Raw genomic sequence first — 25,489 nt, 5'->3', positions numbered from 1 at the left:
TGTTCATTACACCGACATCGTAATTATTATATCAATAAAAAAGAGCTTTGCCTAGAAAGGATTACTATTGTTTCGATTTTTCTCTAATTGTTCGTTTAATTTTACCTGTACTTTTGGAAAAGCCACGTTATCGAAGTCTTCTGGTAATAACCATTGTGTTATTTCAGTTTTAGGAAATTTGTCATTTGATTGAGAAGGTATTCGACCGTAAAATAGTAATACGTGCCATTTCAAATGGCTAAAGATATGCGTTACCTCTCCCAAATGCCGCTTTTGCCAAATCAATTGTTCTTTAAAATGAAAGGGTAGCTCCGTTTCTTCTTCTGCAACTTTTTCTTGATCGAATAGGCTTGGTTCATGAGATTGAGCCCATTCAGCCTGCAACCATTCGTATTTCTCTTTTGTGACTTCGACCATCGGGAACGTCCACATGTTTGCTAATAACCTTTGCGTATGTCGTTCCTCAAAATAATAGGCTCCCGCCTCATTTTGAATCGCTACACACACATAATAGACATCTTTCGGTTTGGCTTTCTTTGTTTTTACTGGAAACGAGGTTTGCTCATTTTTTTTGTAAGCTAAGCAAAATGATTGGATCGGACATGATTCACAATTAGGTGAAGTAGGTGTACAAATGGCCGATCCTAGATCCATCATTGCTTGGTTAAACTCACCAGGATGCTTCTCATCAATGATCCTACGCATCGCCTCATCAAAAATTTTCCGACTAGAAGCTTTGGCGATGTCAGCTTCAATACAAAATAAGCGACTCACGACTCTCATGACATTCCCGTCGATTGCTGGTTCTGGCAAACCAAAAGCAATACTTGAAATAGCGCCTGTAGTATAAGGGCCAATCCCTTTCAATGAACTGATTTCTTCTGGTGTTTGCGGCATACGTCCATCAAATTCTGTCATGATCTGTTGGGCAGCAGCTTGGATATTTCGAACGCGAGAATAATACCCCAATCCTTCCCAAGCCTTTAAAAGTTTTTCTTCTGGTGCCGCAGCTAACGCTTCAATCGTCGGAAACCATTCCATAAAGCGATAAAAATAAGCAATTACCGTATCTACACGGGTTTGTTGAAGCATGATTTCAGAAATCCAGATACGATAAGGATCACGATCATAGCGCCAAGGTAGATTGCGTTTTTCTTTTTCGTACCAGCCAACAAATTGCGTTTGAAACTGTGCGATTTCCTCTTCCGTCCATTTTTCCCATTCTTTATTCACTTGCTTCTTCCTTTTCTACGATAAATCGTTGGATCATTTCTAAATCAAATCCTTTTTGATATAAGCTTTGTTTGATTTTTAAATTACGTTTTTTCGGTTCAAATCTCTCATTTTTACGCCATAACTTGTCCCCTTGTGAAACTAATGCTTCATATTCAGCGTCTTCATCCGTTTCTTGTGGTAAATGGGCGATGGCTTGTTGGATCGCCTCTTGGGTGAATCCCTTTGTCATCAAGTTTTGTTGAATTTTTCTAAAAAGTTCTTTATGACTTTTCCCATGATTTTTATTGAATAATTTTTCTGCCGTTTGCGATGCTATCGCTATTTGTTCTTCTTCTGGATATTGCAACAGCGCCTGCTCGATGATTTCCGGTTTCAAACCTTTTTGTTGTAATTGCTGAGCTATTTTTTTTGGTCCTTTGTCACTTAGTCGTACATTTGTCCGCACGTAGCTTTCACCATAGACGAGGTCATTGATCAAATCTAATTCCTTTAAACGATCCACGATCTTGTTACGGTCAGCTAGTTCAATCTCTTTTTCTTTCAAATAAGTTCTAATTTCTTTTTCCGAACGCAATTGATAACTTAGATAATTGAGCGCTTGTTGGAGACCAAAGTCAAACCCACTACTTTTCTTGATTTCCTCAATTGTTTCTTCTGTTAATTCTTGTCCCTTTAACAAGCGGTAACGCACCAAGATATCTTCTGAAACCTTCAAAGAATCTCCTTCAGATAATTCGACTTGATAAAACGGACCTTTGCCTTTACTGATCCTAGTAACTGTTATCATTGAGTTACCTCCTCGAACGTATATTCTTATCATAACATAGAAAATCCCCATCGCTATTAATAATATGTTAGAATAAAACCACACTATTAGAAAAAAGGAAGATACTTATGACAGAAACCATTGTCAAAAACGGCCAAACCATCCCTTTAAAAATCAAACGACTGGGTATCAACGGTGAAGGGATCGGTTATTTCAAACGTTTGATCATCTTTGTCCCTTATGCACTGCCCAAAGAAGAAGTTCTTGTCAAGATCACGAAAGCAACACCTCGCTATGCGGAAGCTCAGTTAATCAAAGTCAAAAAGCAAAGCAAGGATCGAGTGGTGGCGCCTTGTCCAGTGTATTATGAATGTGGTGGCTGTCAGCTTCAACATTTAGCATATCAGGCACAACTTGATTTCAAAAAAGATTTGCTTATGCAAGCGCTAGAAAAATTCAAACCGGCTGGCTTTCGTTCTTACGAATTACGTCCAACGATTGGCATGGAAGAACCATGGCATTACCGAAACAAAGCACAATTCCAATTAAGAAAAAATAAGAAAACACAACAAATCGAAGCTGGGCTATATCAAGCAAATTCCCATGAACTTGTGCCATTAATCGATTGCTTAGTTCAAGAACCACAGACACAGAAAGTGATGAATACGGTCGTCGAGTTATTGAATAAGTATGACCTTCCTATCTATGATGAACGGAGCAACAGCGGCATTTTTCGGACGATCATGGTACGTGTTGGAATAAAAACGGGTGAATTACAAGTTGTCTTTATTACTCGCAGTCAAAAATTTCCACAAAAAAATGCAATCATCCGTGACATTAACCAACAATTGCCAGAGGTTGTTTCAATCATGCAAAATGTTCAACCTGCTAAAACTTCTCTCGTAATGGGCGATGAAACAATCCACCTTTGGGGAAAAGATGCTATTGAAGAACATCTCAATGAAGTTACTTTTGATCTCTCACCACGAGCTTTTTTCCAGTTGAATCCGCAACAAACAGAAGTCCTTTATAATGAAGGAATCAAAGCACTCGCGATCCAACCAAATGAAACGATCGTAGATGCTTACTGTGGTGTGGGAACGATTGGTTTAAGTGTAGCAAAACAAGCGAAAGAAATCCGTGGAATGGATGTGATTCCTCAGGCTATTGATGATGCACGTAAAAACGCTCAACGTTTAGGGTATACTAATACCCATTATGAAGTTGGAACTGCTGAAGAATTATTACCAAAATGGCTTGAAGAAGGATTTGAACCAGATGGGATCATTGTCGATCCCCCTCGTACAGGGCTTGATCCCCAGTTGATTCAATCGATCCTCAACTATCCGCCAACGAAATTAGTATATATTTCCTGCAACGTCTCAACCTTAGCACGAGATCTGGGACAATTAAGTAAGAAATTCAAAGTGGAATATTTGCAGTCAGTGGATATGTTTCCCCAAACGGCTCGATGTGAAGTCGTTGTAAAATTGACTAGAAGATCAAGTGTTACCAGCAAAAACTAGCTAAACTTTTTTCGGTACTTTTTCTGCTCGTCTGACTTAACCCAACCTAAGTAAATAAAAAACATCCAAAACACAGAGCTGTGTTTTGGATGTTTTTGTTATGCAATAGTTCATGATTGTCCACTTTTTTAACTCTAACTAATTCAATTTATCCACTAAATATTTACTTTTTGATACTTTTTAATGCACGAAACAATGTCTGGGATTGTCCTTTGAATGACATGACTTGTTCAAATATATCTTCCCCATCATTCAGCATCTTTACGGTGGTCCACCCTAGTGATTCGGTGATGGCACTTGCAACAGTGGCATTGATCGCTGCCCCTGTAACAGTTCCAACTGCTGGTACAAATTTGACAATATTTCCGACAGTACTTCTTCCTAAACTGACTACTACAAGTTCTTTAGAAACGCTTTTCCCTAAACTTTCTGACCAAGGTTGTCCAAAAAGTTTATGTAGCCGAGCCATCATAGTCAATTGAACTGGAACTAATAAAAACGCATCTGAAAAAGGGATCGGAGAGCAACCGATGATTGCAGCTGTTAACGAAGCCGCGTGAATGATCCTATGACTTTTTTTGCGTGTCGTTTCATCGACTCCTTTTAAGAAATCTTTAAATACATGATCAAATTTTGCTTGATTTTTTGCAAGGATTTTTTCTGCTACGATTTTCGATTGGTCATAAGCATTAAGGATCACTCTAGCTGATTTTTGTGGCATTTTTTTTAACACTTCAGCAAAGAAAGAGTCGAACTCTTGCTGGTCAAGTGTTTCTTTAGCAAGTGGTGCAACATGATTAGTTTCATCGCTTGTATCTTGCGTATTCTTCTTAAAAAATCTCATCATACTTTTCCCCCTACTAAAAACTACCAATACTCCATTTAATGAAGCATTGTTGTAGCTCTATCATACATTAAACCTTTCCTTAACCAAAATCATTCACTCATGAACAAAAGAAGGTTGAAACAACAATGTTTAGCATCAATAATTTAGAACGAATTTCCGAAAACTGCTTCTCAAATTTAAAGATGAAAATCTCGAAACAGCCCCCCATGTTTTGAGATTTTTTGACTTATCGCCGAAGGTCAGCTCTTTGAACGCCGTGAATCAGAGGTCGTGAAAGAAGCGATCAGCTCCGAGCGAATAAGAGAGGATTTTTTAAAATAGCTCCTCATATTTTAGAAAATCATCGCTTATTGTTGAGGAGTTGCTTCTTGAACACCGTTTAGCAAGAGGTCGTGAAAAGAGTGTATTGACATGAGCGTTAAGGATGAAAATCTCGAAACAGCTCTCCATGTTTTGAGATTTTTTGACTTATCGCCGAAGGTCAGCTCTTTGAACACCGTGAATCAGAGGTCGTGAAAACATCGGGTAGCTCTGATGACAATAAGAAAGAATTTTTTGAAACAGCTTCTCATGTTTTGAAAAATTCAGGCTTATTTCGAGGAGCTGATGGTTGAACACCATTTACACATTTTTAGAAATAAAGAGACTGAAGCAAGTTTTGCTTCAGTCTCCTACACTTGTCTTTGAATAATTGGTATTTCTAGCACAGATTCGCTGAAATTGAACCCAAAAGATTCTTATGCTTTATTATTGAATATTCGCATCAATTACTTGATAAAAAGCATTGGTTGTATCACTAATATTCCATACAGCCAAGATCACGTGATAGCCTTTACGATCTTTTGGAATATTGATTGTTTGTTTGACAGTTTGTGGCGGTCTTGCACCTTTGTCATCAATTTTTGATATCAATTCAAAATCACTGATTTTCAATGGTGCATTAGGATTCCAACCAGTTTTAGTGATATAGTAATCCCATGTACTTGTACTATGCTGCGCAGTTAAAAACCAAGTAATATTCAAGTTGCCAGTATTGATGATATTTTTATGCCATCTAGTTGCTGTTTGCTCATCTAGTGGCTCAAATCCAGTAACCCCAGCACTTGCTATTTTCCCATCGATAAAGGTATTTTTTGGTGCTTCAATACTTTGTGGCTCCCACTCTGCTCGTCCAACATTTTGGTTCAAATTACCAGCTGCTGCAGTTCCGAAATAAGCACGACTTCCAGGTGAGGTAATATAGCCATGAGCATAGCCAGATGCACCAAATCCAAACAAACCTAACATAACAACGCCAACAAACATTAAGATATTAACCTTTTTCATGATGAACCTCCCATTCATTGATAGGTTCATTGTAAGCGCTTTTAATAAAAGAATCAAACATTATGCTTTTATAACTTTTAATAGATTCTTACCCATAAAGCTTCTGTAATATCTGGTTCCCATCCCTCAGTAGCTGGATGTGGTTGAATACAACGATAACGATGTCCCTTATAGGTAACGATATCGCCTATTTTATATGATTTTCCGATAACCCAAGTATCACCTTGCGTACTTTCACTTGTGGTTTTCACTGAGATTGCTTGGCTAAAGTCAGAGGTCCCTACAGCGTTAACTGCTTTAACTTTATAGCTGTAGGTTGTATTTGCTTGTAAATTTTGATCTTTAAATGTATTCGTTGCACTTGTAGCGATGCGGATATTGTTTCGATAAACTTCATAATGAGTGACTTTTTCTTTTGAAGCATTATTAGTCCAGTTTAAAGTCACTGAATTTTGCGTAACATTACTACTAGTTAAATTTACCGGAATTGATGGTTTAGTTAGCGTTTCTACTGGGTCATTTTCTCCACCAGTCGTTCCATCAGTGAATTGTTGGGCAACAGTTAAGAACTCATATTGATTTTTGACTTGACCTTGACCACCATCGACCATGGCATCACGGTTCATTGACCAATAAGAAACCATCCCGAGTTTTCTTGATTTTGCATGTTGGACGATTTTATTGAACATATCAGTTGTAAAGTATGGATGTGTGTCTCCTTCAAATCCAACGGAAGGGGTTGTTCCTAATTTAGCATAAACTTGAGCATCAGTTAACGTTTTGTTCGCATAACGTTTGTAGTAATCTTGTAATTGTTTTTTCGTATTGTCCACTGCATCTAGTGAACCTTGCGCATAATCGGGAACAACGCTACCGTAACACATCGTCATGATATTAACGGTAGTTAGATCAACACCTGCCTCAAGATAGGCTTGCAAGACAGATAAACCTGTAGATACCAATCCAAAGTCCATCACTGGTAATGTAAGGGTCACACTAACACCTGTTTCATCTTGGACTTTTTTAATCGCTTTAGCATTAGCTAAATTATGCGCATAATTCATTGCCCCAGCTTCTACGTCGAAATCAACACGAGTTAATCCATAACCATCAATAATTTCTTTATAAGCATTTGCTAAAATGGTTGAATCTTGTGTTGTTTCCCAAAATGCGCCAGAATTTAGACCACCAAATGATACAGCAACATCGCCACCAACTTCTCTTAATTCGCGAATGGATTTTTTGATTCCTTCATATTGCCATTGATCGCTATCACTTTCGCTTAAGCCTCCAAATCCACCCCAGGCCCAGTCGATCTTACCATTTTTAATACCTCTTGATTGCATGAATCCTAAATTGAAGAATTTTTGTCCAGTGCTTTTTGCCACTGCAGCTAAATTAAGCGCTCCGTTATTTGATAGATTGCTGCCTGAAACATATGCCGTCATATCGACAAATGGTGCTACTACTTGATCCGCCCATTTGATTCCTTGACCAACGCCAAAACCAGCTTGCTTGTTCGTACTTTGTTCTGTCGCAAACGCCTCTTCCATATTCAATAATAATGGCGCAATCATCAGACTACAAAGAGCTGCTCCCGCTAACATTTTTTTGATTCTTTTATTTCCCATATCTTCTTCTCCTCTCGTGATCAGTGCTATTATCATCTATTTTGTAATCGATTACATATATTATCTTATCAGATAAATAACATCAAAAATAACAATAAATTTGACAATTAACGTTATTTAATCTAATTGACTATTTTCTTTAATAATGTTCGGAGTTACAACATTACAATGGCAATGATTTTCATTATCCAATAAGAGATAGGGGTTAATATTCTAATATAATAACTGGTTTAAAATAACTAAACCAAAAGTATAACCTTCCAAATCAAATTCAAGTATGTTTAAAACGTTCATGGTAAACTAGAATTATAGAAAGGAGTTAAAACAATATGGCTATACTGAAAGATTATCGTTTTTGGGTTTGTACTGTTGGCATAGTGATTTTAGGTTTCTTATCGGGGATACTAAGTGGTAATCCAGGTAGTTATTATTATTCACTTGAGCTACCTCCTTTTGCACCACCTAGTTGGATCTTTGGTCCTATGTGGACAGTGCTATATATTTTAATGGGAATTTCGTTATATTTACTATTGGTAATGAAAAACAAAAGGGTCAAACAAAAATTAATTACATTATTTGTTATTCAATTTGTATGTAATTTTATCTGGTCTGCTTTGTTTTTCAACTTGCAAAACACCTTGATTGCTGCACTAGATATTACTTTATTAGTGGTCCTTCTCTCCATACTGCTTTATCAACTATGGAATCACTATCGCTTAGTGATGTGGTTACTGGTACCATATTATCTCTGGGTATTATTTGCTACGCTTCTCAACTATTCTATTTTATTTTTAAACTAGTAAAAAAAAGCATCCGCACAGTCGGTTATGACTGTTGCGAATGCTTTTTTTACTTAATACCCATTTCCATAATTATATCCTTGTTCATTATTTTCTTGTTGGTAAGTTTGTTCATTGTTTTGGTTGTAATTCTGATTGTAGTTCTGATTGCCGTACTGATCATAATTTTGATCGGCGCTTTGATTGTATTCTTGATTATACTCGTTGTACTGATTTGTTGTTTGCGAATTTCCTGAATAAGTTGAATTATTCTCACTTGTCGCAGTCTCGTTCGAATCTTCAGCGGATTGCGAGTCATTGTAGAACATGATAGAAGCATTGTCATTTTTTAAATTAGGTAATGTCTTACTTGGTTTGATGTTTAATTGTTTTTTCAATTCGTTTTGGATACTTAATAAATCATTTTCACCTAAAATTTGATAGTAAATACTATCAATGGTTGCATCTTTACCTTGCAATTGATCTTGTTTGATCGTTTCAAATGCTGGTGTGTAATTGGTTGCTACATCTAGCATATCATCCCAATCTAGGTCAGTTGTGACATTTTTTTCGACCGCTTTTAAAATTTTCCGATAATTGCTGACACCATCTAAACTCAATACTTTATTAACAATTTTGGTAACGACTTCACGCTGTCGTGCTTGACGTCCGATATCCCCCTTAGGATCTTCGTGACGCATCCGCGAATAAGCAAGGCCTTTCTTACCATCTAATACTTGTTTACCTACAGGAACATGAACACCATCTAATGTAAAATCAATTTTATTATTGACTTCCACACCTCCGACAGCATTGATCAAATCTTCCATTCCATCTAAATTAATGGTTACATAATGGTCAATGGGGATATCGAGTAACTGTTCGATTGAGTCCATGGCCATTTCAACGCCTCCAAAAGCATAGGCGTGATTCAACTTATCAACAGTACCATGACCAACGATATTGGTATAGATATCACGGTCTAAGCTGACGATCGTTGATTTTTTTTGTTGGGGATTCACCGTTACCACCATCATTGTATCCGATCTTCCTTGTTCGGTTCTACCTAATCCGCCAGTATCCAGTCCTAACAACAGGACAGAAAAAGGTTCTTTGTCGTCAATACTCACTTTATCTTTACGCTTTGTTGACTGACGATTCGATCCCTTAGATATTTGATTGACTGTTTGGTTTGCTTCACCCATGAGTTTAATTCCATAAGCTGAGACTCCGCCAATAAAAACAACGAGAATTCCCAGTAAAGCTATTACGACTTTTTGCCACCGCTTCATAATGCACCTCTATCTCACATTTTCTTAAAATATTTTCTCATACAACTAATAAATCAGCAAACTACCTATTTAATCATAATAAAACTTTAAAAAAATAGTCGTGAATAAAAAACTAATTAATATGTAATTTTTTGAATTCTTAATTATCATACCATAGCATCATTACAGAGAAAAGCTTGAATCTAAGTATTTCAAAACGCTTTTATTTTTAAGCACTGAAATGCCTCTTACTCGTTCTCTTTCTTAATTACAATGGTCATCTTGGATCTGTCGTTTTATTTGCAAAAAAAGAAACGATGCCATTCAGCAGACATTGTCTCTTTTTTACAAATTGATACCACCTATTTTATACAGCTTTTAACTGTTTTTTATTAGCGATTTTACGGATGTAACGATCTATATCATGAAAATCACTCCCTGTTACAGACCCCTTCGCTAAAATTAGACTGTCTTCGATTAGTAATTCCTCTAGATAATCACTTAACTCTTGTAAAGTAGCGAACCATTTGAATCGTTGATCTTGTATTTGTTCTTCCTCAAAAATCTTTTTAAAATGCTCACCATAACCTAAGATATGATCTGCTCCACAATGTTCCATCGAATCTTTCAGTGATTCATGGATTACTTGTGCAGTACTTCCTAAGTCAGCAATCTGTCCAAGTACCAAAATACTTTTTCCTTGATAAAAGGTTCGAACTTCATCAAAATAATCGATAGCATTTTCCATCGCAGGCAAAGAAGCATTATGGGTGTCGTCAATAAATGTGAAATTCGTTCCATTCAAGGAAGCATAATTCGTTTTATCGAGAATCTTAGACAATGGCTTAAATGTAGTAAATGCTGGCAGATACGATCGAATGTCGCCTTTTATTTTCCAGACTGTCAATAAAGCAGCAAAAGCATTAGAAATCATACCTGCAGAAGCAACTGACAAGTTCATCGAAAATTCTTGTCCTAAAAAAGAAAATAAAATTTCACAATACTCTCTTTCTTGTCTCGTTTCAATTAAGAAGACATCCTTTGTTTGATCATACAAAGAGTACGTGAGAATCTCTGCTGTTCTTTTTTTGGCTGCTGTCATTAGAATCGCTAGTTCTTCCTCACCAATATCTGTATTGATGATTGCAGTGCCATCTTGCTTCAGTCCTTCAAAAATTTTTGCCTTATGTCGTGCCACTCCGATAGTATCTTTTAATGAACTAAGGTGTGCTTCTCCAATTGAGGTTACAATCGCAATCTCTGGTTGCACTAAATTAGACATTGATCCAGTGTCATAAGAGTTCAACGCATTGACAGAGACTTCTAAGTTCAACATATCTGGCTCACTTACTAGCTTGCTTAGGTATAGAGGAATCGCAAAACGAACATTGTGGTTCCCACGATTTTCTAACACTTTTTCATTTGGGAATAAATGTGAAATCATCATTCGTGTGGATGTTTTTCCTGCCGAACCAGTGATCGCTACAATTGGTTGTACATAATTGCTTCGGATTTTCTCTGAAATTTGTAGTAAAAATTCCCAACTATTTTTAACAATAAATTGAGGCGTTCTAACAGCTGGGTCATCAATGGGGATTTCAGTAATGATTAAACCAAACTCATTTTCCCTTCCTTTGATTTGCTCGTTCCCATCTCGCCAAGCCACTGTCTTTCGATTGATGTAACTTCTTCTTTCTGGTGTCAAACAAACAAATGCTGTGGTATTATAATTGGTTCTTTTGTTTAAATGTCCAGAAAAGTACTCAAAGTTGTCAATTATTTGATCAAGATGGTCGTACTTTTGTAAATACGCACCATCGATATCAGCCAATAATTCTTGGATCTTCCACATTCTTTTACACCTACTTTGTTCTAGATTCTCTCTACCATTTTCCTCGTCTTGGTCTTGCTTGATTCACATACCTTGTTGCTGTTTTTTCAATTCTCTGTGGCGAGTCATCTTGGTCTTCTTCCCAAGGATACAACCCCTCTTCATTTTTTTGATACTGACTCCAATCATTTTCTAAAGTTTCTGATTGATGGTCTTTTTTCTTTTTCAGCCGAAACCCTAAATAGGAAAGACCAATCAATGCTAAAGCAGCAAATCGAATATAACCAACCATTATCTTCACTCCTCTTCTCTTTTTAAAGGCATAAGTAATTGATCAAACCAGATAGAAAATGCTCTGCATCATCTATTCTCATACGGAAACGATCATGACGCGCAAAAAAACCATATTTGATCACTTGCGGTTGTTTGAAAAACTGTGCAAACTCTGGAAACATGACTCCTGTTGTGATTTCATGTAACACTCTTTTTTTCATTACCGTATTGATTCGTGCTTTCGTTTCAAAAAATTCTTTCTCTATCGGAAAAAGCTTATCTTTTAAAGGACTTCTTTCTAATTTGCTGATCATTTTTGAGGCTGCTACTAGTAACTCAAGCATGGTTGGATAAGCTGTATCTCGTTGATCGATAAAGTTGATGTTGACCATTGCATTCTTAATACCAAATTCATAGTAAGTATCTTTTTCTTGATATTTAAGCATCTCATTCGTTGCATAACTTAACCAGTGGTCATGGTATTTTTGATAATTATTTGCGACAAATTGTTCCATCAATCCTTCACAAATCTCAAAAATCTCAATTTGTTTTAAAATCGCATGTGCTCTTAAGAGGGAAAACAGAATTTCACCATCATAATAAATAATTCTAAAACGCTCTTTTGTCATTAATTCGGCATTCAACACATGGATCGTCTGATCATCTGGAGTGATAAATTTTTCTGAAACAGTCGTGATTAAACGACTAAGGGAACTATGAAAGATGGTCTCTTTAGTCACTTCTGAATATTTTGCTAAAGCCAAGATTGCTGTCGCCTGGGCTCCTAACTTATACTCTACTTCTTTATTCAAGTAATCTTTAATCAACAGCTGACCATTGACTTCAGAAGTAAGATTTTCCAATCCCCATAGTAATCCTTCTTTGACTCGTTGCATCAATTCCTGGTCGGATAAATATTCTGCCGATTCAGCTAATGCGTACAAAGATGAAAAATGGCGAACCGAATTATACCCTTTTAGTAACTGATCATAGCAAGGATAATAGCCATAAATGAATTTACCAGTAGGAGTCAACTGTTTGGTTAAATAATTCGTTCCTTGTTCAATCACTAATTCCGTAATATCATCAAGATTTTCTGTAGTCACTTCTCTGACTTGATTGCCATTGCCATAATCTTTCAAAGGGAATACTTCACCATTTTCAAAATAGAAGGAGGCTGTTTCAAAAAAATAACACTTTGAACGCTCTAAGTAGCTTAAATCACTTTCTTCACGTCCATATTTACGCTTAACATAGCCACGGTAATTTTGGGAATCAATGTGTAACTCAGGATGATTTTTTCCAACTATATGTGCTTTACTTGGTTTAATGATTGCATTTGCTACTAATTCTTCTTTTAAAAAACTTCTTTTTCTGATTCCATCTATTCGCAAATTAAAATCGATGTAATTATTCCTTTTTATTTTGTTTAACCGTTCTTTGACTTGTTGAAAATCAACTTGCTCTTCTTTCGTCACTACATCCAACCTCAGATACGTTTCTGTCTCAAAATGATAGGTTCGATAAGCTGTTAGAAAATTATTCCAAATTGTTTTTAGATTGTTTCCGTAAAATTCATAAGTCTTACCACGCTTACTAAAATCTCCTACGGATACGATTAATAATTTTTTCTCCGTATGAATGACTACTTTTTCAAGTACTTCTTGGATGGTTGCTAAATCATTTTTATCTGTTTGAACTGGCATAGACTCACCCCTATCAAGAATAAAGAGGTTATAACTACATCCATTATGATTTTTAAATCTATTTCTATAGTTATAACCTCTCCGTTAATTATTAGTTATTCTTTTTATTTCTTTTCATTTTCCAAATACCCATTCCCGAAATCAATGATACTAATCCACCTAACCAAGAAACAGATGAACTTACCGTATCAGAGGTTTTAGGATACATTTTTAGTGTTGAGCCGTCATGGTAATTCAATGGTTTTGTATGACTTGTCCCACCATAGTGCAAAGGTAATTGTGGTGGATTTGAACCTGATCCACCAGAAGTGTTGATCGGCACCATTCCTGGGTCGCCGTTCTGATCCGTATCTGTACCATTTCCTGCACTTCCCACGCCGGCATCCGCATCAGCGTCGGCATCTGCATCGGCGTCAGCATCCGCATCGGCATCGACGTCAGCATCCGCATCTGCATCCGCATCGGCATCGGCATCAGCATCAGCGTCAGCATCGGCGTCAGCGTCAGCATCGGCATCGGCGTCAGCATCGGCATCTGCATCGGCATCTGCATCGGCGTCAGCATCGGCATCCGCATCTGCATCCGCATCGGCATCAGCGTCAGCATCCGCATCGGCGTCAGCATCCGCATCGGCATCGGCGTCAGCATCCGCATCGGCATCCGCATCGGCATCGGCATCAGCATCAGCGTCAGCATCGGCGTCAGCGTCAGCATCGGCATCGGCGTCAGCATCGGCGTCAGCGTCGGCATCAGCATCGGCATCGGCATCGGCATCTGCATCGGCATCTGCATCGGCGTCAGCATCGGCATCCGCATCGGCATCCGCATCGGCATCAGCGTCGGCATCCGCATCCGCATCCGCATCCGCATCAGCATCCGCATCAGCATCAGCATCAGCGTCGGCATCTGCATCCGCATCAGCATCAGCATCGGCGTCAGCGTCGGCATCGGCATCAGCGTCGGCATCCGCATCAGCGTCGGCATCCGCATCAGCGTCGGCATCCGCATCGGCATCCGCATCGGCATCAGCGTCGGCATCCGCATCGGCGTCAGCATCCGCATCAGCGTCAGCATCAGCGTCGGCATCCGCATCAGCGTCGGCATCCGCATCGGCGTCAGCATCCGCATCAGCGTCAGCATCAGCGTCGGCATCCGCATCAGCGTCGGCATCCGCATCGGCGTCAGCATCAGCGTCAGCATCCGCATCGGCGTCAGCATCCGCATCAGCGTCGGCGTCGGCGTCAGCATCAGCATCTGCATCGGCATCGGCGTCAGCATCAGCGTCGGCATCTGCATCAGCGTCAGCATCTGCATCGGCATCTGCATCGGCGTCAGCATCCGCATCGGCGTCAGCATCCGCATCGGCATCAGCGTCAGCATCTGCATCGGCATCAGCGTCAGCATCTGCATCAGCGTCGGCATCCGCATCGGCATCGGCGTCAGCATCCGCATCGGCGTCAGCATCGGCGTCGGCGTCGGCTTCTTCATCGTCTGGGATCACAGCAGCAGCTGGTAAACTTGGATTGTCATTTTCATCATACGCGATTAATTGGATGTCTTCTAAAGGTGACACATCTGTGGCTGCAATTGGAATCGTAAAGTTTCCATTTTCATCAGCCTGTCCTTCTGCAATCAAATTATTCTCTTGATCATAAATACGAACTGTTGCATTAGGATCTGCCATCCCAGTTACTTCATAACCATCAGTTGAGTTCCCTGTAACAACAACATTATATGGTGGTGTTACTTCAGCAGCTTGATAAAAAACTGGCGAATAGCCATCAGAGCTAGAGGCGATATCGATAGATAAAACATCTGCTTTTACAATATTTCCAACGAAGCCAGCTTCATAAGGAACAGACATATCTACTCCGGCTGCCGCTAAATCACTATAATTAGGATCTTGAATCAATGTCGGAATCGTGACCGTCGTTTCACCTAATACGCTCGCATCAGCTAATGTTCCAATCAATGATGACCCCACACCAACTAAACCTGTTGCAGTAGCAAAAGTAAGATTAAATGCTGGTTTAATCGTTGCGGATAACGCTGTATTGATCGTACCTGCTGCTATCGTACCAAGAGCACCGCTTCCTGCATTCGGTGTCGCTTGGATTGCTTGGACAGCATCATTGATTCCATCTAAAATTTCAGTCAGCCCTTCTCGAATAACTGTTTCTAATGAGCCATCTAATTCACCATAGATATATTCGTCCCCTTGCATTTGAAGATTCAATGCTACTTCAGCTGACGTCAATGTACTAAGGTTCTCTAATAATGCTAGTTGAGCATACACTTCATCTAAATTGACTGATGCCAACGGGTTAAGGTTAACAATGTTTTCAACAGCAGACACTAGGGTAGTTACCGCCCCATCTACAATCGACAATAGTGGTTGTAGTTCTTCTCCTGGTAACAAAATATCTGTTTGGAAAGTACCCGTCCCATTTGGATTAACTAAACCTTGCATTTCAGTTGGGATTGCTAAAACTGCTCGTCTCGAGCCATTTAGAACATTTAGATCAATCCCATTATTAGCTGAAATAACAAAATCAACATTACGAGTCGTTCCAGCCAATGGAAAAGGTGCACTTTCTGTTGTTCCACTGGTATTAGACGTCGTTAGATTATTGAACAACTGGCCACTAATCAAGTCAGCATATACTTGTTGTGAACCCACAGTAAACAACGGTGTAGCAATTGAAATAGGTGCTGTCCCCAACAGCATCCCTGCAGCAATAGACGTTCCTACTAATAAGTATTTTTTGGATCGACGTTTAGCTCTAGCTTTTTGATCCATACTTTTTTTATAATCCTTTTTCATTTTTTTCCCCCTTAGATGCTTCCATTATTTACTTATGCTTTATCCCCCACTTAATCAATCACTAACAACAATTATTTCCGCTAGGAACTGGCCTCCTTTCTTTTTGTCAAAAAGATATCTTTCTGAAAAAACTTCAGTTAACTTAAGTTACAAAGATTTTAGCAATCGTTAAATTAAAAATATATTATTAAGTTTTAATCTTTTTAAAATAACTTTATTATTTTAAAAATAAAAAGGAACTGTAGCAAATATGTAAAAATATTGCATAACATTTCGTTTTTATGCTTGGATAAATTATAATGTCATTAAGGAATTTCTCTATATATCCATTCATGAAAAAAACTAACAGCCCAAATTAAAATAACGTATTTTTCACTTATTTTTTTGGCTAATTTTTATAAAAAATGATTATAATAAATTTTTTTCTCATTTTTCGTAAAAAAAAATGACAAAATTTAATAATTTGTCATTCGGAAAATTTCGAGTATAAAAATATAGGAGGGAAAAATAAATGAATTTCTCTGTCATGTTAGAAAGGAATATCCAAGTCCAATTAACGATCTTGGACAACTTATATCGCTCACAAGTTACTTGTACGTTAGAGGAATTATCGAAAACAGCTCATTGTGACAAACGTTCTGTGCTTCATCAATGTGACTATCTTAAGGTTTTATCTGACGATCACATCACAAAAAGTACAAAAGGCTTCACTTTTTCTGGAACGATCAGTGAGTATCAACTATTACTACTAAAAATCTTGGAACATTCCGCCATCTTTCAATTGTTAAAAGACCTTTGTCTTCAACCTAGAGTTGATCTGGTTTCCTTTGCCACAGAGCAAAAGATTAGTATTCCCTCCTTAAGAAGACATCTTACTCGAATCAATCAGTTACTTACTACCTATCAATTACAATTAAAGACTTCAAAAGGCTTCGTGTATCTCAAAGGTAGCGAACCACAAGTCCGTTATCTTATTTATTTATTTTTGTGGCAATACTATCAAGGGGTCGTTTGGCCCTTTCCAACCGTTGATTTTCATGAAACCTTTGCAGGGATTGAGTATGCTTTTCAGCTGACAAAACAAAAACCAAATAAACTGAAAATGATTGAATGGTGCTTTATTATTGCTATCACTTTCGTCCGATCAGCACAAGGAAATCAGATGAATCAGAGAGAACTTCCTGATTTTACAGAAGAGATTTGGGATAGCTTTGAAGAGATTACCCATTTCCTTAAACGAATGAGCGTGAAAGCCAAGCTCGATCTTTTGGAAGTCCAATTTTTATTTCTTTGGTTACAAGCACGCCCAGCTTTTTATTTAAAAGACGATCACTTAGAACGAGCCATGAAATTCCATCTAAAAAAAGCCACAGCGATCAAACAATTTCAAAATAGTTTCTATAGCTATATTTATGAAATTGGGTTTAAATCTACACAAATCAATGTAAAGAAAAAATTACTAAATAGTACGATCTTTGCCAACGGGATGAGCGGGCTGTTGTTCCACCGATTTTCCACCATTAAATATGACTTATCAGTCTTTGTAGAAGAAAATTACCCAGCATTCAATCGAGAAATCAATCAATTAGCTTCCCAATTCCAAAAACAGCAACAAGAGCTGTATTGGGTACAATCCTGTCATTTGATCGAAGCATTTATGATCATTACTTCTCCAACATACTTTGATAAAGAAATAAAGATAAAGTACGAAAGTGACTTGCCATTAAGTATTGAACTGAGTTATATGAGTATGTTACAAGAACAATTACGAGTTTACTTAAATGTGGTTTTTACAAATGATCTTTTGTTTGAGCCAGACTTAATCATTCGAACAACCGATATGCCGTTAAAGATCCTGACCTATGAAGAAACAATCCCGTGTTTAGTCGCTCCGACTGATATGTCTAGTGAGCAGATTTATCTATTAAGCCAAAAAATCAAGAAACTAGTCAACGAATAACTAACTTGGGTTTTTATAAAATAAAAAAAAGATGGCAAACGCCATCTTCTTTTTATTATTTGAATAGACCGCTAAGCGGGCTTTTCTTCAACAAGTTATTATAATTTAGTCACTTCAGCAGCTTGAGGGCCACGTGCGCCTTCAACAATTGCAAATTCAACTTCTTGACCTTCTTCTAAGCTCTTGAAGCCGTCTCCTTGAATTGCTGAAAAATGTACGAACACATCGTCTCCGCCGTCTACTGTAATAAACCCAAATCCTTTTTCATTGTTGAACCATTTAACTGTTCCATGTTCCATAAATGTATAGCCTCCAAAAAAGTTCTTGCAAGAAACCTTGCATAAATATTATACCGAATTTAGAAAACGCTCGCAAGACTTGCTCAATTTATTTTTCATTCTTTTTTTTAGGCTTGAAAATGATTATTTGGCAGTTGATAATTGATTGTTTACTTCTTCCCAGTTCACAACGTTCCAGAAAGCTTCAATGTAATCAGGTCGTACATTCTTATATTTCAAATAATACGCATGTTCCCAAACATCTAAACCTAAAATAGGTGTTTTGCCTTCCATTAATGGTGAATCTTGATTGGCTGTTGAAGTGATCGCTAATTTACCATTTTCCATCACTAACCAAGCCCAACCTGAACCAAAACGGCCAGCTGCAGCTTTTTTAAATTCTTCCTTAAATGTTGCAAAATCACCAAAGGCTTCATCAATCGCTTCTTTAATTGCACCAGTTGGTTCGCCACCAGCATTTGGTGCCATGATTTTCCAGAAGAAAGAATGGTTTGCATGTCCGCCACCATTATTACGTACAGCAGTCTTGATATCTGTAGGGACAGCATCCATATCAGAAAGTAGTTCTTCGATTGTTTTTCCACCTAGTTCTGGATGTTTTTCAATCGCTGCATTTAAATTTGTTACATAAGTATTATGGTGTTTGTCATGATGCAAGTGCATCGTTTCTTCATCGATATAAGGTTCTAACGCATCGAATGCATATGGTAAATCTGGTAATGTGTAAGTCATAAAAAAATTCCTCCTCAATGTGTTTGTTCATAGTGTCTACACTACAAAGAGTAACAAAGAGCAAGGAATTCTTCAAAAATTATGCCTACTGTGGATTTTACTTCTCTTTTTCAGGAAGTTCTTCCTCAATAATGGTTGTCCCTTTAAAAATAAACAATTTACTAAAGACATAATTGGCGACTACCACGATGACTTGGGTAATAATCTTAGCCACATAATCATTTGTGTGCATCACCTGAATCAGCAGCAACATGGAACCCATATCCATACCATAAGAAAGAATCCGATAGAACAAAAATTTACTAAATTCAATAACTAAATGGAAAAAATTAGGTGACTTGGAATGAAATACCCATAATTTGTTCGTTACAAAAGCAAATAAAACAGAACAAATCCAAGAAATAGTATTTGCTATCGGCATACTTAGATGGAGCATCTGTAATGCAATTGCAAAAGTAACGATATTCACGACTGTTGCTAAACCACCAAAAAATAGGTAAATAAATATTTCCCAGTAACCTTTTTCTTCTAAAAATTGTCTCACTCGATAATAAAAATTCATCGTTCATCCTACCTTACTAATCAATTCTTATTCATCATACCTTATTTGTCTCTGGTTTTCATCTTTATTCCTTAAATTCATCTTTGTAACTAGCAAATTTTAACATTCTCGTTATTTTTTATAAAAGCAGGTTCTCACATGAACCTTAAAGGAAGATTGCCAATTGGTATTTCCCCTTGTATTTCTTCTAAGACTTCGCTAGAATTGCTAATGATGACATTATGTATAGAAGGAGTAACTATGACAACAAAACAATTAATTATCAGCTCATTCACGCAATTTAAAGAGCTCAAAAATGCTAGAAAAACCCCGTTTGCTAAATCGGTTCTTTATCTTTTGGTCCTTAGCATCATCATGGCTTTGCCTATTTCCTATCAAGTGTTTCAAGTGCTAGAAAACATAAAACAAGATGGTCAGAAAATTGCCACCAAGATTCCAGATTTTTCCATAAAAAACGGGAAAATTGATGCAGCAGATCATGAAGGTTTCATCTATCAAACAAATTCTATCATCTTTACTTTTGATCCGGAAGGCAAACGATCTGAAAAAGATATTACTTCTGACTTAGTCGGAAATTTTCTTAGTGTTGGACTACTAAAAAATAAACTCGTCGTAGCTTTGCCTAATACCGGTACTACTTTTCTAAACAATAACTCACTTGAACTTGACTATAAAAATGATGCCTTAAAAAATCTAACAGGAAAACAATTGCGTACAACCTTAAGTGAAGCAACAATTCCATTTTGGATCAAGATAGTGACTTTCTTAATTTCTATTTATCCAAGCTTTTTGAATTTGATCGTTACTTTACTTTTAGCTAATTTTGCAGCTTATATTTATGCGCGTTTACGTTTGACTGGCGCTTCTTTTCTTGATTGTTTAAAAACGATGATCTATTCAATCACCCTACCAACAGTCTTAGCCACGATCTTAATGATTTTCTTACCGGCTTTTGACACAAGTGCTTTTATCGCAATAGCAGGACTTTTTATTTTTGCACAGGCGGTAAAAGGCTGGCCAAAAAGCCAAATGATGTAGTTCACGAATGTCAAACATAGGAAACGACTTTCTTCGATTAGGCGGCAACGCTAGTCAAAGAAAGTCGTTTTTTAATGTCAACTATTTTTCTAAGTAAGGATCAATATCCTTTTTTTAATGCCACTTCATTTATCTTAAGCTCTTGATTTGTGACATAGCTTTTAAGATTGGCTAGAAAGATTGTCATTAACTTATTTTGAAAATCTGAGGTTAAGCCAGCGATATGCGGCGTAATCAATACTTGATCCATTTCCCACAATGGGCTTTTTTCAGGTAATGGTTCTTCTTCAAAAACATCCAATGCTGCAAAGGCGAGTTGTTCTTCATTTAATGCCTGAACTAAATCAGCTGTTTTTAAAGAAGCCCCACGTCCAACGTTGATGAATAACGCATGGGAAGCGAATTTTTTGAATAATTCATAATTAAAGAAGCCCTTAGTCTGCTCTGTCAGAGGCAAAATATTTACAATGATATCCATATCAGCTACTACTTTTTCCACTTCGTTTAAGGAATACGTTTGACTGAATCCTTCTACTGGATGCCCGGTAGTATTCACCCCATAACTGACCATAGAAAAGCTGTCTGCTTTCTCAGCAACCATCTTGCCGATTTGCCCCGTTCCGATGATCAATAATTTTTGTTTTTCTAATTGCTGATAATGGACATGAGTTCCTAACCATTCTTTCTTTGCTTGTGCTTTTTGTGCTTGGAACAGCCCTCGAGAATAGCCTAAAATCACTCCCATGATGTGTTCAGCTATTGATTCACTATGAATACCACTACCATTTGAAAGTAAGATCCCTTTTTCAGAAAATGCCGTTAGTGGTAAAGTGTCTACCCCTGCCGAGATCGAATGTACCCATTTTAACTTTGGAGATGCTAATAGCTCTTTTTCGTATTGACGATTCCACCCTAAACTAATTTCAACATTCAGCAAATCTGTAGGTTCAAGCTCAGTTTTTATGACATAATTAGGCGCTAATTCAGTCATTTTATCAATAAATTCTTGTCTAAATCCTCGATCTAAATAAATAATTTTTTCTGCCATCTTAGTTACGCATCCCTTCTATTACTAATTGTAATCAAGTGTTTTGTGACTCTGTCTTATGAAAAAAGAGGTAAATATAAAAAAGGAGTTTTCCAAGCTAATGGTAGCTAAAGAAACGCTCCTTTGTTTTATTGTTCTTTGAAATGATAAGTTGGCTCATTTAAAGATGCATCATAATCAACAACAAGATCATACCCCTTGAAAAACCAGTCATCTGCTTCTTCAATAAAAAACAGCATCCCGTCAATGGTTTCTTCTTTGATTGGTCGTTCAGGCTGTTCGACAGACATTCCGATAGAAAAACCATCATGTACTTCTGTCTTGCCGTAGACTTTCCCAAAAAAACGAATCCCATAATTTTCAGGGATGGTTACTTCCTCTTCGAACCATTTACGTGCATTATCTGTTACTGATAATTTCATTCCTGCATCTCCTTATTGATTCATTTTATCGTCTAATATATCTACATCTTCGGTTTCCCCAATTACTAATAAATTATCATTTTCTCTGACATATTCATCTGCTGAAGGTGAAACAACGACCGAACGATCAAAGCGTCGAATTGCTACAACTGTTAGATCATAACGTTGCCTAAAATTCAGCTCCGCTAATGTTTTATTAAAAAATTTGGGATTAGAAACTCGAATTTCTGCAAGAGAAAATTGATCCGATAGTTCTAAGTAATCCAATATATTTTTTGAAACAAGATTATGAGCAATACGAATCCCCATATCTCTTTCCGGGTGAACCACACGATCTGCTCCGATTTTTTCTAACACTCTTGCATGATATTCATTTTGAGCTTTAGCTAAGATGTTGGGAACTCCCATCTCTTTGACCATTAATGTAACGAGGATACTTGCTTGGATATCTTCACCGATTGCAATAATCACATGATCAAAATTTCTGATTCCTAGTGAACGCAATGTCATTTCATCTTGTGCATTTGCTACAACTGCATGCGTAGCGATATTCATATATTCATTGACTCGATCTTCATTGCTATCAATAGCTAATACTTCTTGTCCTGCTTCAACTAAGGTTCGGCAAATACTGCCACCAAATCGTCCAAGCCCGACAATTGCAAAATTTTGTTTCACTTGCTTCCTCCCTTACCTATTTTATTTAAGTATAGCAAAGGCTTTCTAAAAACGAAAGTAAGCTTTCTTTTGTAGAATAAACAATTTATTTAACTAGTCCATGTTTGAAAGCATAAATAGCTGCTTGCGTTCGATCTTCTACTTCTAATTTTGCTAATATATTTGAGACATGGGTTTTGACTGTTTTTAAAGTAATAAATAATTCATCTGCAATCTCTTGATTGCTTTTTCCTTCTGCTATCAGCATCAGGATTTCATTTTCGCGTTTTGTCAATTCTTCATGAAGAATTGGCTCGTTTCTCTTACTTATTTTTTCCATCATTTTTGTTGTTACTTCAGGTTCTAACACTCGTTCCCCTCTTTGAGTTGCTCTGATCGCATCTGCAATTTCATGAGCGGTAGAAGTTTTTAATAGATATCCCGCTGCACCTGCTTCAATGGCTGGATAAACTTTTTCATCATCGATAAAGCTGGTTACAATAATTATTTTTGCTTCAGGCCAGTCTTTTAAAATAGCTTTAGTTGATTCAATCCCATCCATTTCTTCCATAACAAGATCCATCAAAATCACATCAGGTCGTAATTCCATTGCTTTTTCATAGCCTTCTCGACCATTTTCTGCTTCACCGATCACTTGAATGTCTTCTTGAATCGATAAATAAGAGGAAACTCCTAAGCGAACCATTTCATGATCATCTACGAGTAATACTTGTATCATTTTCAATTATGCCTCCTTGATCAAAGGAACTTTGATCTCAATACTGGTGCCTTGTCCTTTAAAACTAATAATTTTAACTGTTCCACCAATACCTGCTACCCGTTCCCTAATATTATTTAATCCATAACTACCTGTTTTCGTTTCGTTCATATTAAACCCGGTACCATCATCAATCACTCGTAACAATAAGTTATTATTGATTTTGTGTAAATAAACTTCTAATTCATTTGCTTTAGCGTGACGTAAGGTATTGGATAATAATTCTTGCACGATACGAAAAAGATGATCTTCAATCGAATTGGACAATTTTACGTCTTCGATCTCCCATTTCAATGAAATTTGAATTTTATTTTGTAGTTCTTTTAATAATTGCTCAATTCCTTGTTTCAAACTCTTCTCCTCCAGATTCACTGGGCGAAGATGAAGTAGGAGCGCGCGCATTTCAGATTGAGAAGCATTGATGATATCAGCAACCATACGTAATTGTTTGCGAAATATTTCTGAACTATCTGTTTTTTCGGCTTGTTCTGTTAAAGCAGACATCATCATCATCGCTGCAAATAATTGTTGTGAGACAGAATCATGGAGTTCCCGGGCTAAACGATGCCTTTCTAGTTCTAAGATTTCCTCTCTTGTCTGTCCATCCACATACTGGGGTCTGCTAGTGATAATTTGTAGTTCACTAGAAACTTCAATCATTTTTTCTTTTATTTTGGTTATTTCTTTATCAATATCTTGTACATAAATATCATCATTTGCACTGGGAATGGGTTCATTCAAATGACTAGACTCATAATTACCAGAAGATAATGCTCTTAATTTTTCTTCAATTTTACCATACTTTGCTTTTTGGATAAGTGATACTATCAAAAAAAACACTAATCCGACACCTAAGGCAATAGCAAACAAATGAAAAATCAGCGGCACATACAATAGTCTTGCACTTAAAATGGCACGCCACCAATTCGTTTGGTTACTTGCATAAAAATAAGTGAACAACGAAAACAAGATGATTAAAAAAGAAGCCGCTGAGGCATAGATTGCCATCATTAATTTTGATAATCTGCTCATCATACACGTATCACCTCAACGTCACCAAGTAATGTATTCGTGATGATTTTTAACCGTCTTGGGTTTTCATCATAATCGTTACTATAAATTTTGATGGATTCATTTTTTAATGAAAATTGTTCCTCTTCAAATAAAACATTTCCAACAAGTGTCGCATGCTCTAAACTGATGGCAATCCCTAAAGGTACCAAAATTCTCGTTCTGCCAATTCCTTTTCGCACAATAACGATATTATCATCCTTTGGTAACAATGTATTGCCAAGATCAATGATCGTATCCCCTGAAATTAAAGCAATATTGATGTCATCCCATTCATAAACATCATTACCAATACGTTGATTTCCAAATAATTGTTGTTTTTTTCGTTCATTATTATGTGTTTTTAATTGATCGGTTTGTACCATGATCATCTGTTTCTTTCGCCAAAAGGTATTTTTTGTTAGATCAATCCCAGAAATTTCAACCCCTTTTAGTCCGATAAACAAGATCGCAAATACTGCCATCAACCATAGTGCAGGGCTATTGACTAAACTAAAGAAAACGATCAAACTCCCTATAATCAATTGAAAATTTCGAAATCCAGATCGTGGATATTTTCTTAATGCTAAATATATGTTCAATGCACCAAACAATACGAGAAGAAGTAATTCTACGTTGTTCACAATTTGCCAAACTGCAAATAGTAATAATAAAGCCTCGACTACGATAAAAAAACGCCAAGAACTATTCATCTTTATTCTCCTTTCATGCACATTCTCATTCTATCATAGCTATTTTTTTAGAAATATACTATAGGACTTGAGATGTAAAGTTTGTCCTAAGTCAAATGGTTCTGGACACTCATTCCTTAGAAAAATAAATAAGCCGAAGAATCCCAAAAATCGGAGAAACGATTTTCTGATTCTTCGGCTTATTGCTCAAAGTTGTAGATGTCACAACTTCATT

23 protein-coding genes are annotated in these 25,489 nt (G+C 37.1%); 4 read left to right on the top strand and 19 right to left on the bottom strand.

The annotated features are described in order from the left end of the window. Positions 1–51 precede the first annotated feature (51 nt). Together mutY and recX are read right to left on the bottom strand one after the other, a co-directional pair. Positions 52–1,233 (bottom strand): A/G-specific adenine glycosylase, encoded by a 1,182-nt coding sequence (gene mutY / locus IGJ18_RS04515; RefSeq protein ID WP_438842946.1) that lies wholly within the window; start codon positions 1,231–1,233, stop codon positions 52–54. Beyond that, entirely contained in the window at positions 1,226–2,023 is a 798-nt protein-coding gene (gene recX / locus IGJ18_RS04510; protein ID WP_010738148.1) for a recombination regulator RecX, read from the bottom strand. The genes mutY and recX overlap by 8 nt, the downstream gene beginning before the upstream one ends. Positions 2,024–2,130: 107 nt before the next feature. Between recX and rlmD the strand changes: the two genes are divergently transcribed. Next, positions 2,131–3,528, top strand: a complete 1,398-nt coding sequence (rlmD, locus tag IGJ18_RS04505) for a 23S rRNA (uracil(1939)-C(5))-methyltransferase RlmD (RefSeq protein WP_010719699.1) — start codon at positions 2,131–2,133, stop codon at positions 3,526–3,528. A 163-nt stretch (positions 3,529–3,691) separates the two neighbouring features. Here rlmD and IGJ18_RS04500 read toward each other — a convergent pair whose 3' ends face one another. The 3 genes from IGJ18_RS04500 to IGJ18_RS04490 form a co-directional block, all read right to left on the bottom strand. Then, positions 3,692–4,372 (bottom strand): YcjF family protein, encoded by a 681-nt coding sequence (locus tag IGJ18_RS04500; RefSeq protein ID WP_034698910.1) that lies wholly within the window; start codon positions 4,370–4,372, stop codon positions 3,692–3,694. A gap of 750 nt (positions 4,373–5,122) precedes the next feature. Beyond that, positions 5,123–5,701: a lytic polysaccharide monooxygenase auxiliary activity family 9 protein gene (locus IGJ18_RS04495; RefSeq protein ID WP_010719701.1), complete on the bottom strand. Its 579-nt coding sequence runs from the start codon at positions 5,699–5,701 to the stop codon at positions 5,123–5,125. A gap of 77 nt (positions 5,702–5,778) precedes the next feature. Then, positions 5,779–7,332, bottom strand: coding sequence for a carbohydrate-binding protein (locus IGJ18_RS04490; RefSeq protein ID WP_438842945.1), 1,554 nt, complete (start codon positions 7,330–7,332; stop codon positions 5,779–5,781). A 329-nt stretch (positions 7,333–7,661) separates the two neighbouring features. Between IGJ18_RS04490 and IGJ18_RS04485 the strand changes: the two genes are divergently transcribed. Next, entirely contained in the window at positions 7,662–8,132 is a 471-nt protein-coding gene (locus IGJ18_RS04485) for a TspO/MBR family protein (protein WP_053765637.1), read from the top strand. Between the two features lie 53 nt (positions 8,133–8,185). On the opposite strand, the gene IGJ18_RS04480 is transcribed toward IGJ18_RS04485, so the two are convergent. The 5 genes from IGJ18_RS04480 to IGJ18_RS04460 all read right to left on the bottom strand — a co-directional run bounded on the left by IGJ18_RS04480 (position 8,186) and on the right by IGJ18_RS04460 (position 16,016). Continuing rightward, positions 8,186–9,403 (bottom strand): LCP family glycopolymer transferase, encoded by a 1,218-nt coding sequence (locus IGJ18_RS04480; protein ID WP_010738153.1) that lies wholly within the window; start codon positions 9,401–9,403, stop codon positions 8,186–8,188. A 346-nt stretch (positions 9,404–9,749) separates the two neighbouring features. After that, complete coding sequence (locus tag IGJ18_RS04475; RefSeq protein WP_438842944.1) at positions 9,750–11,234, bottom strand: Mur ligase family protein; 1,485 nt, start codon at positions 11,232–11,234, stop codon at positions 9,750–9,752. 31 nt (positions 11,235–11,265) lie between these two features. Next, positions 11,266–11,505, bottom strand: a complete 240-nt coding sequence (locus IGJ18_RS04470; RefSeq protein ID WP_034698894.1) for a hypothetical protein — start codon at positions 11,503–11,505, stop codon at positions 11,266–11,268. Positions 11,506–11,527: 22 nt separating this feature from the next. Continuing rightward, the gene (locus tag IGJ18_RS04465) at positions 11,528–13,192 is read right to left on the bottom strand and encodes a hypothetical protein (RefSeq protein ID WP_081204215.1); all 1,665 of its coding nucleotides are present in this window, start codon (positions 13,190–13,192) and stop codon (positions 11,528–11,530) included. Positions 13,193–13,283: 91 nt separating this feature from the next. After that, a complete protein-coding gene (locus IGJ18_RS04460; protein WP_438842943.1) occupies positions 13,284–16,016 on the bottom strand; it encodes an adhesive domain-containing protein in 2,733 nt (910 codons plus the stop codon). Positions 16,017–16,527: 511 nt separating this feature from the next. Between IGJ18_RS04460 and IGJ18_RS04455 the strand changes: the two genes are divergently transcribed. Continuing rightward, a complete protein-coding gene (locus IGJ18_RS04455) occupies positions 16,528–17,976 on the top strand; it encodes a helix-turn-helix domain-containing protein (RefSeq protein ID WP_034698884.1) in 1,449 nt (482 codons plus the stop codon). Between the two features lie 98 nt (positions 17,977–18,074). Here the strand turns inward: IGJ18_RS04455 and IGJ18_RS04450 are convergent, their stop codons facing one another. From IGJ18_RS04450 to IGJ18_RS04440, 3 genes are all read right to left on the bottom strand, one after another. Continuing rightward, positions 18,075–18,275: a cold-shock protein gene (locus IGJ18_RS04450; RefSeq protein ID WP_010719711.1), complete on the bottom strand. Its 201-nt coding sequence runs from the start codon at positions 18,273–18,275 to the stop codon at positions 18,075–18,077. A 123-nt stretch (positions 18,276–18,398) separates the two neighbouring features. Next, positions 18,399–19,007 carry a superoxide dismutase gene (locus IGJ18_RS04445; RefSeq protein ID WP_438842942.1) on the bottom strand — a complete coding sequence of 203 codons (609 nt, stop codon included), beginning with the start codon at positions 19,005–19,007 and terminating at the stop codon, positions 18,399–18,401. A 97-nt stretch (positions 19,008–19,104) separates the two neighbouring features. Continuing rightward, positions 19,105–19,569, bottom strand: a complete 465-nt coding sequence (locus IGJ18_RS04440; protein WP_010719713.1) for a GtrA family protein — start codon at positions 19,567–19,569, stop codon at positions 19,105–19,107. A gap of 240 nt (positions 19,570–19,809) precedes the next feature. Here IGJ18_RS04440 and IGJ18_RS04435 point away from each other — a divergent pair, with 240 nt between their 5' ends. After that, positions 19,810–20,607, top strand: coding sequence for a DUF1189 domain-containing protein (locus tag IGJ18_RS04435; RefSeq protein ID WP_025480226.1), 798 nt, complete (start codon positions 19,810–19,812; stop codon positions 20,605–20,607). A 100-nt stretch (positions 20,608–20,707) separates the two neighbouring features. On the opposite strand, the gene IGJ18_RS04430 is transcribed toward IGJ18_RS04435, so the two are convergent. The 6 genes from IGJ18_RS04430 to liaF all read right to left on the bottom strand — a co-directional run bounded on the left by IGJ18_RS04430 (position 20,708) and on the right by liaF (position 25,275). Continuing rightward, the gene (locus IGJ18_RS04430) at positions 20,708–21,655 is read right to left on the bottom strand and encodes a phosphoglycerate dehydrogenase (protein WP_411245027.1); all 948 of its coding nucleotides are present in this window, start codon (positions 21,653–21,655) and stop codon (positions 20,708–20,710) included. 128 nt (positions 21,656–21,783) lie between these two features. After that, positions 21,784–22,077, bottom strand: a complete 294-nt coding sequence (locus IGJ18_RS04425; RefSeq protein ID WP_010719716.1) for a HesB/YadR/YfhF family protein — start codon at positions 22,075–22,077, stop codon at positions 21,784–21,786. Between the two features lie 12 nt (positions 22,078–22,089). Beyond that, positions 22,090–22,755 carry a potassium channel family protein gene (locus IGJ18_RS04420; protein WP_010719717.1) on the bottom strand — a complete coding sequence of 222 codons (666 nt, stop codon included), beginning with the start codon at positions 22,753–22,755 and terminating at the stop codon, positions 22,090–22,092. 85 nt (positions 22,756–22,840) lie between these two features. Then, positions 22,841–23,473, bottom strand: coding sequence for a response regulator transcription factor (locus IGJ18_RS04415; RefSeq protein WP_010719718.1), 633 nt, complete (start codon positions 23,471–23,473; stop codon positions 22,841–22,843). 6 nt (positions 23,474–23,479) lie between these two features. Then, positions 23,480–24,547, bottom strand: coding sequence for a two-component system sensor histidine kinase LiaS (gene liaS, locus IGJ18_RS04410; protein WP_368020076.1), 1,068 nt, complete (start codon positions 24,545–24,547; stop codon positions 23,480–23,482). Continuing rightward, positions 24,544–25,275: a cell wall-active antibiotics response protein LiaF gene (gene liaF / locus IGJ18_RS04405; protein ID WP_010719720.1), complete on the bottom strand. Its 732-nt coding sequence runs from the start codon at positions 25,273–25,275 to the stop codon at positions 24,544–24,546. The genes liaS and liaF overlap by 4 nt, the downstream gene beginning before the upstream one ends. Positions 25,276–25,489 lie beyond the last annotated feature (214 nt).

The sequence above is a fragment of the Enterococcus sp. AZ078 genome, from assembly GCF_051714985.1.
Lineage (GTDB): Bacteria > Bacillota > Bacilli > Lactobacillales > Enterococcaceae > Enterococcus_B > Enterococcus_B hirae.
This window is presented reverse-complemented; position numbering and strand designations above follow the sequence as displayed.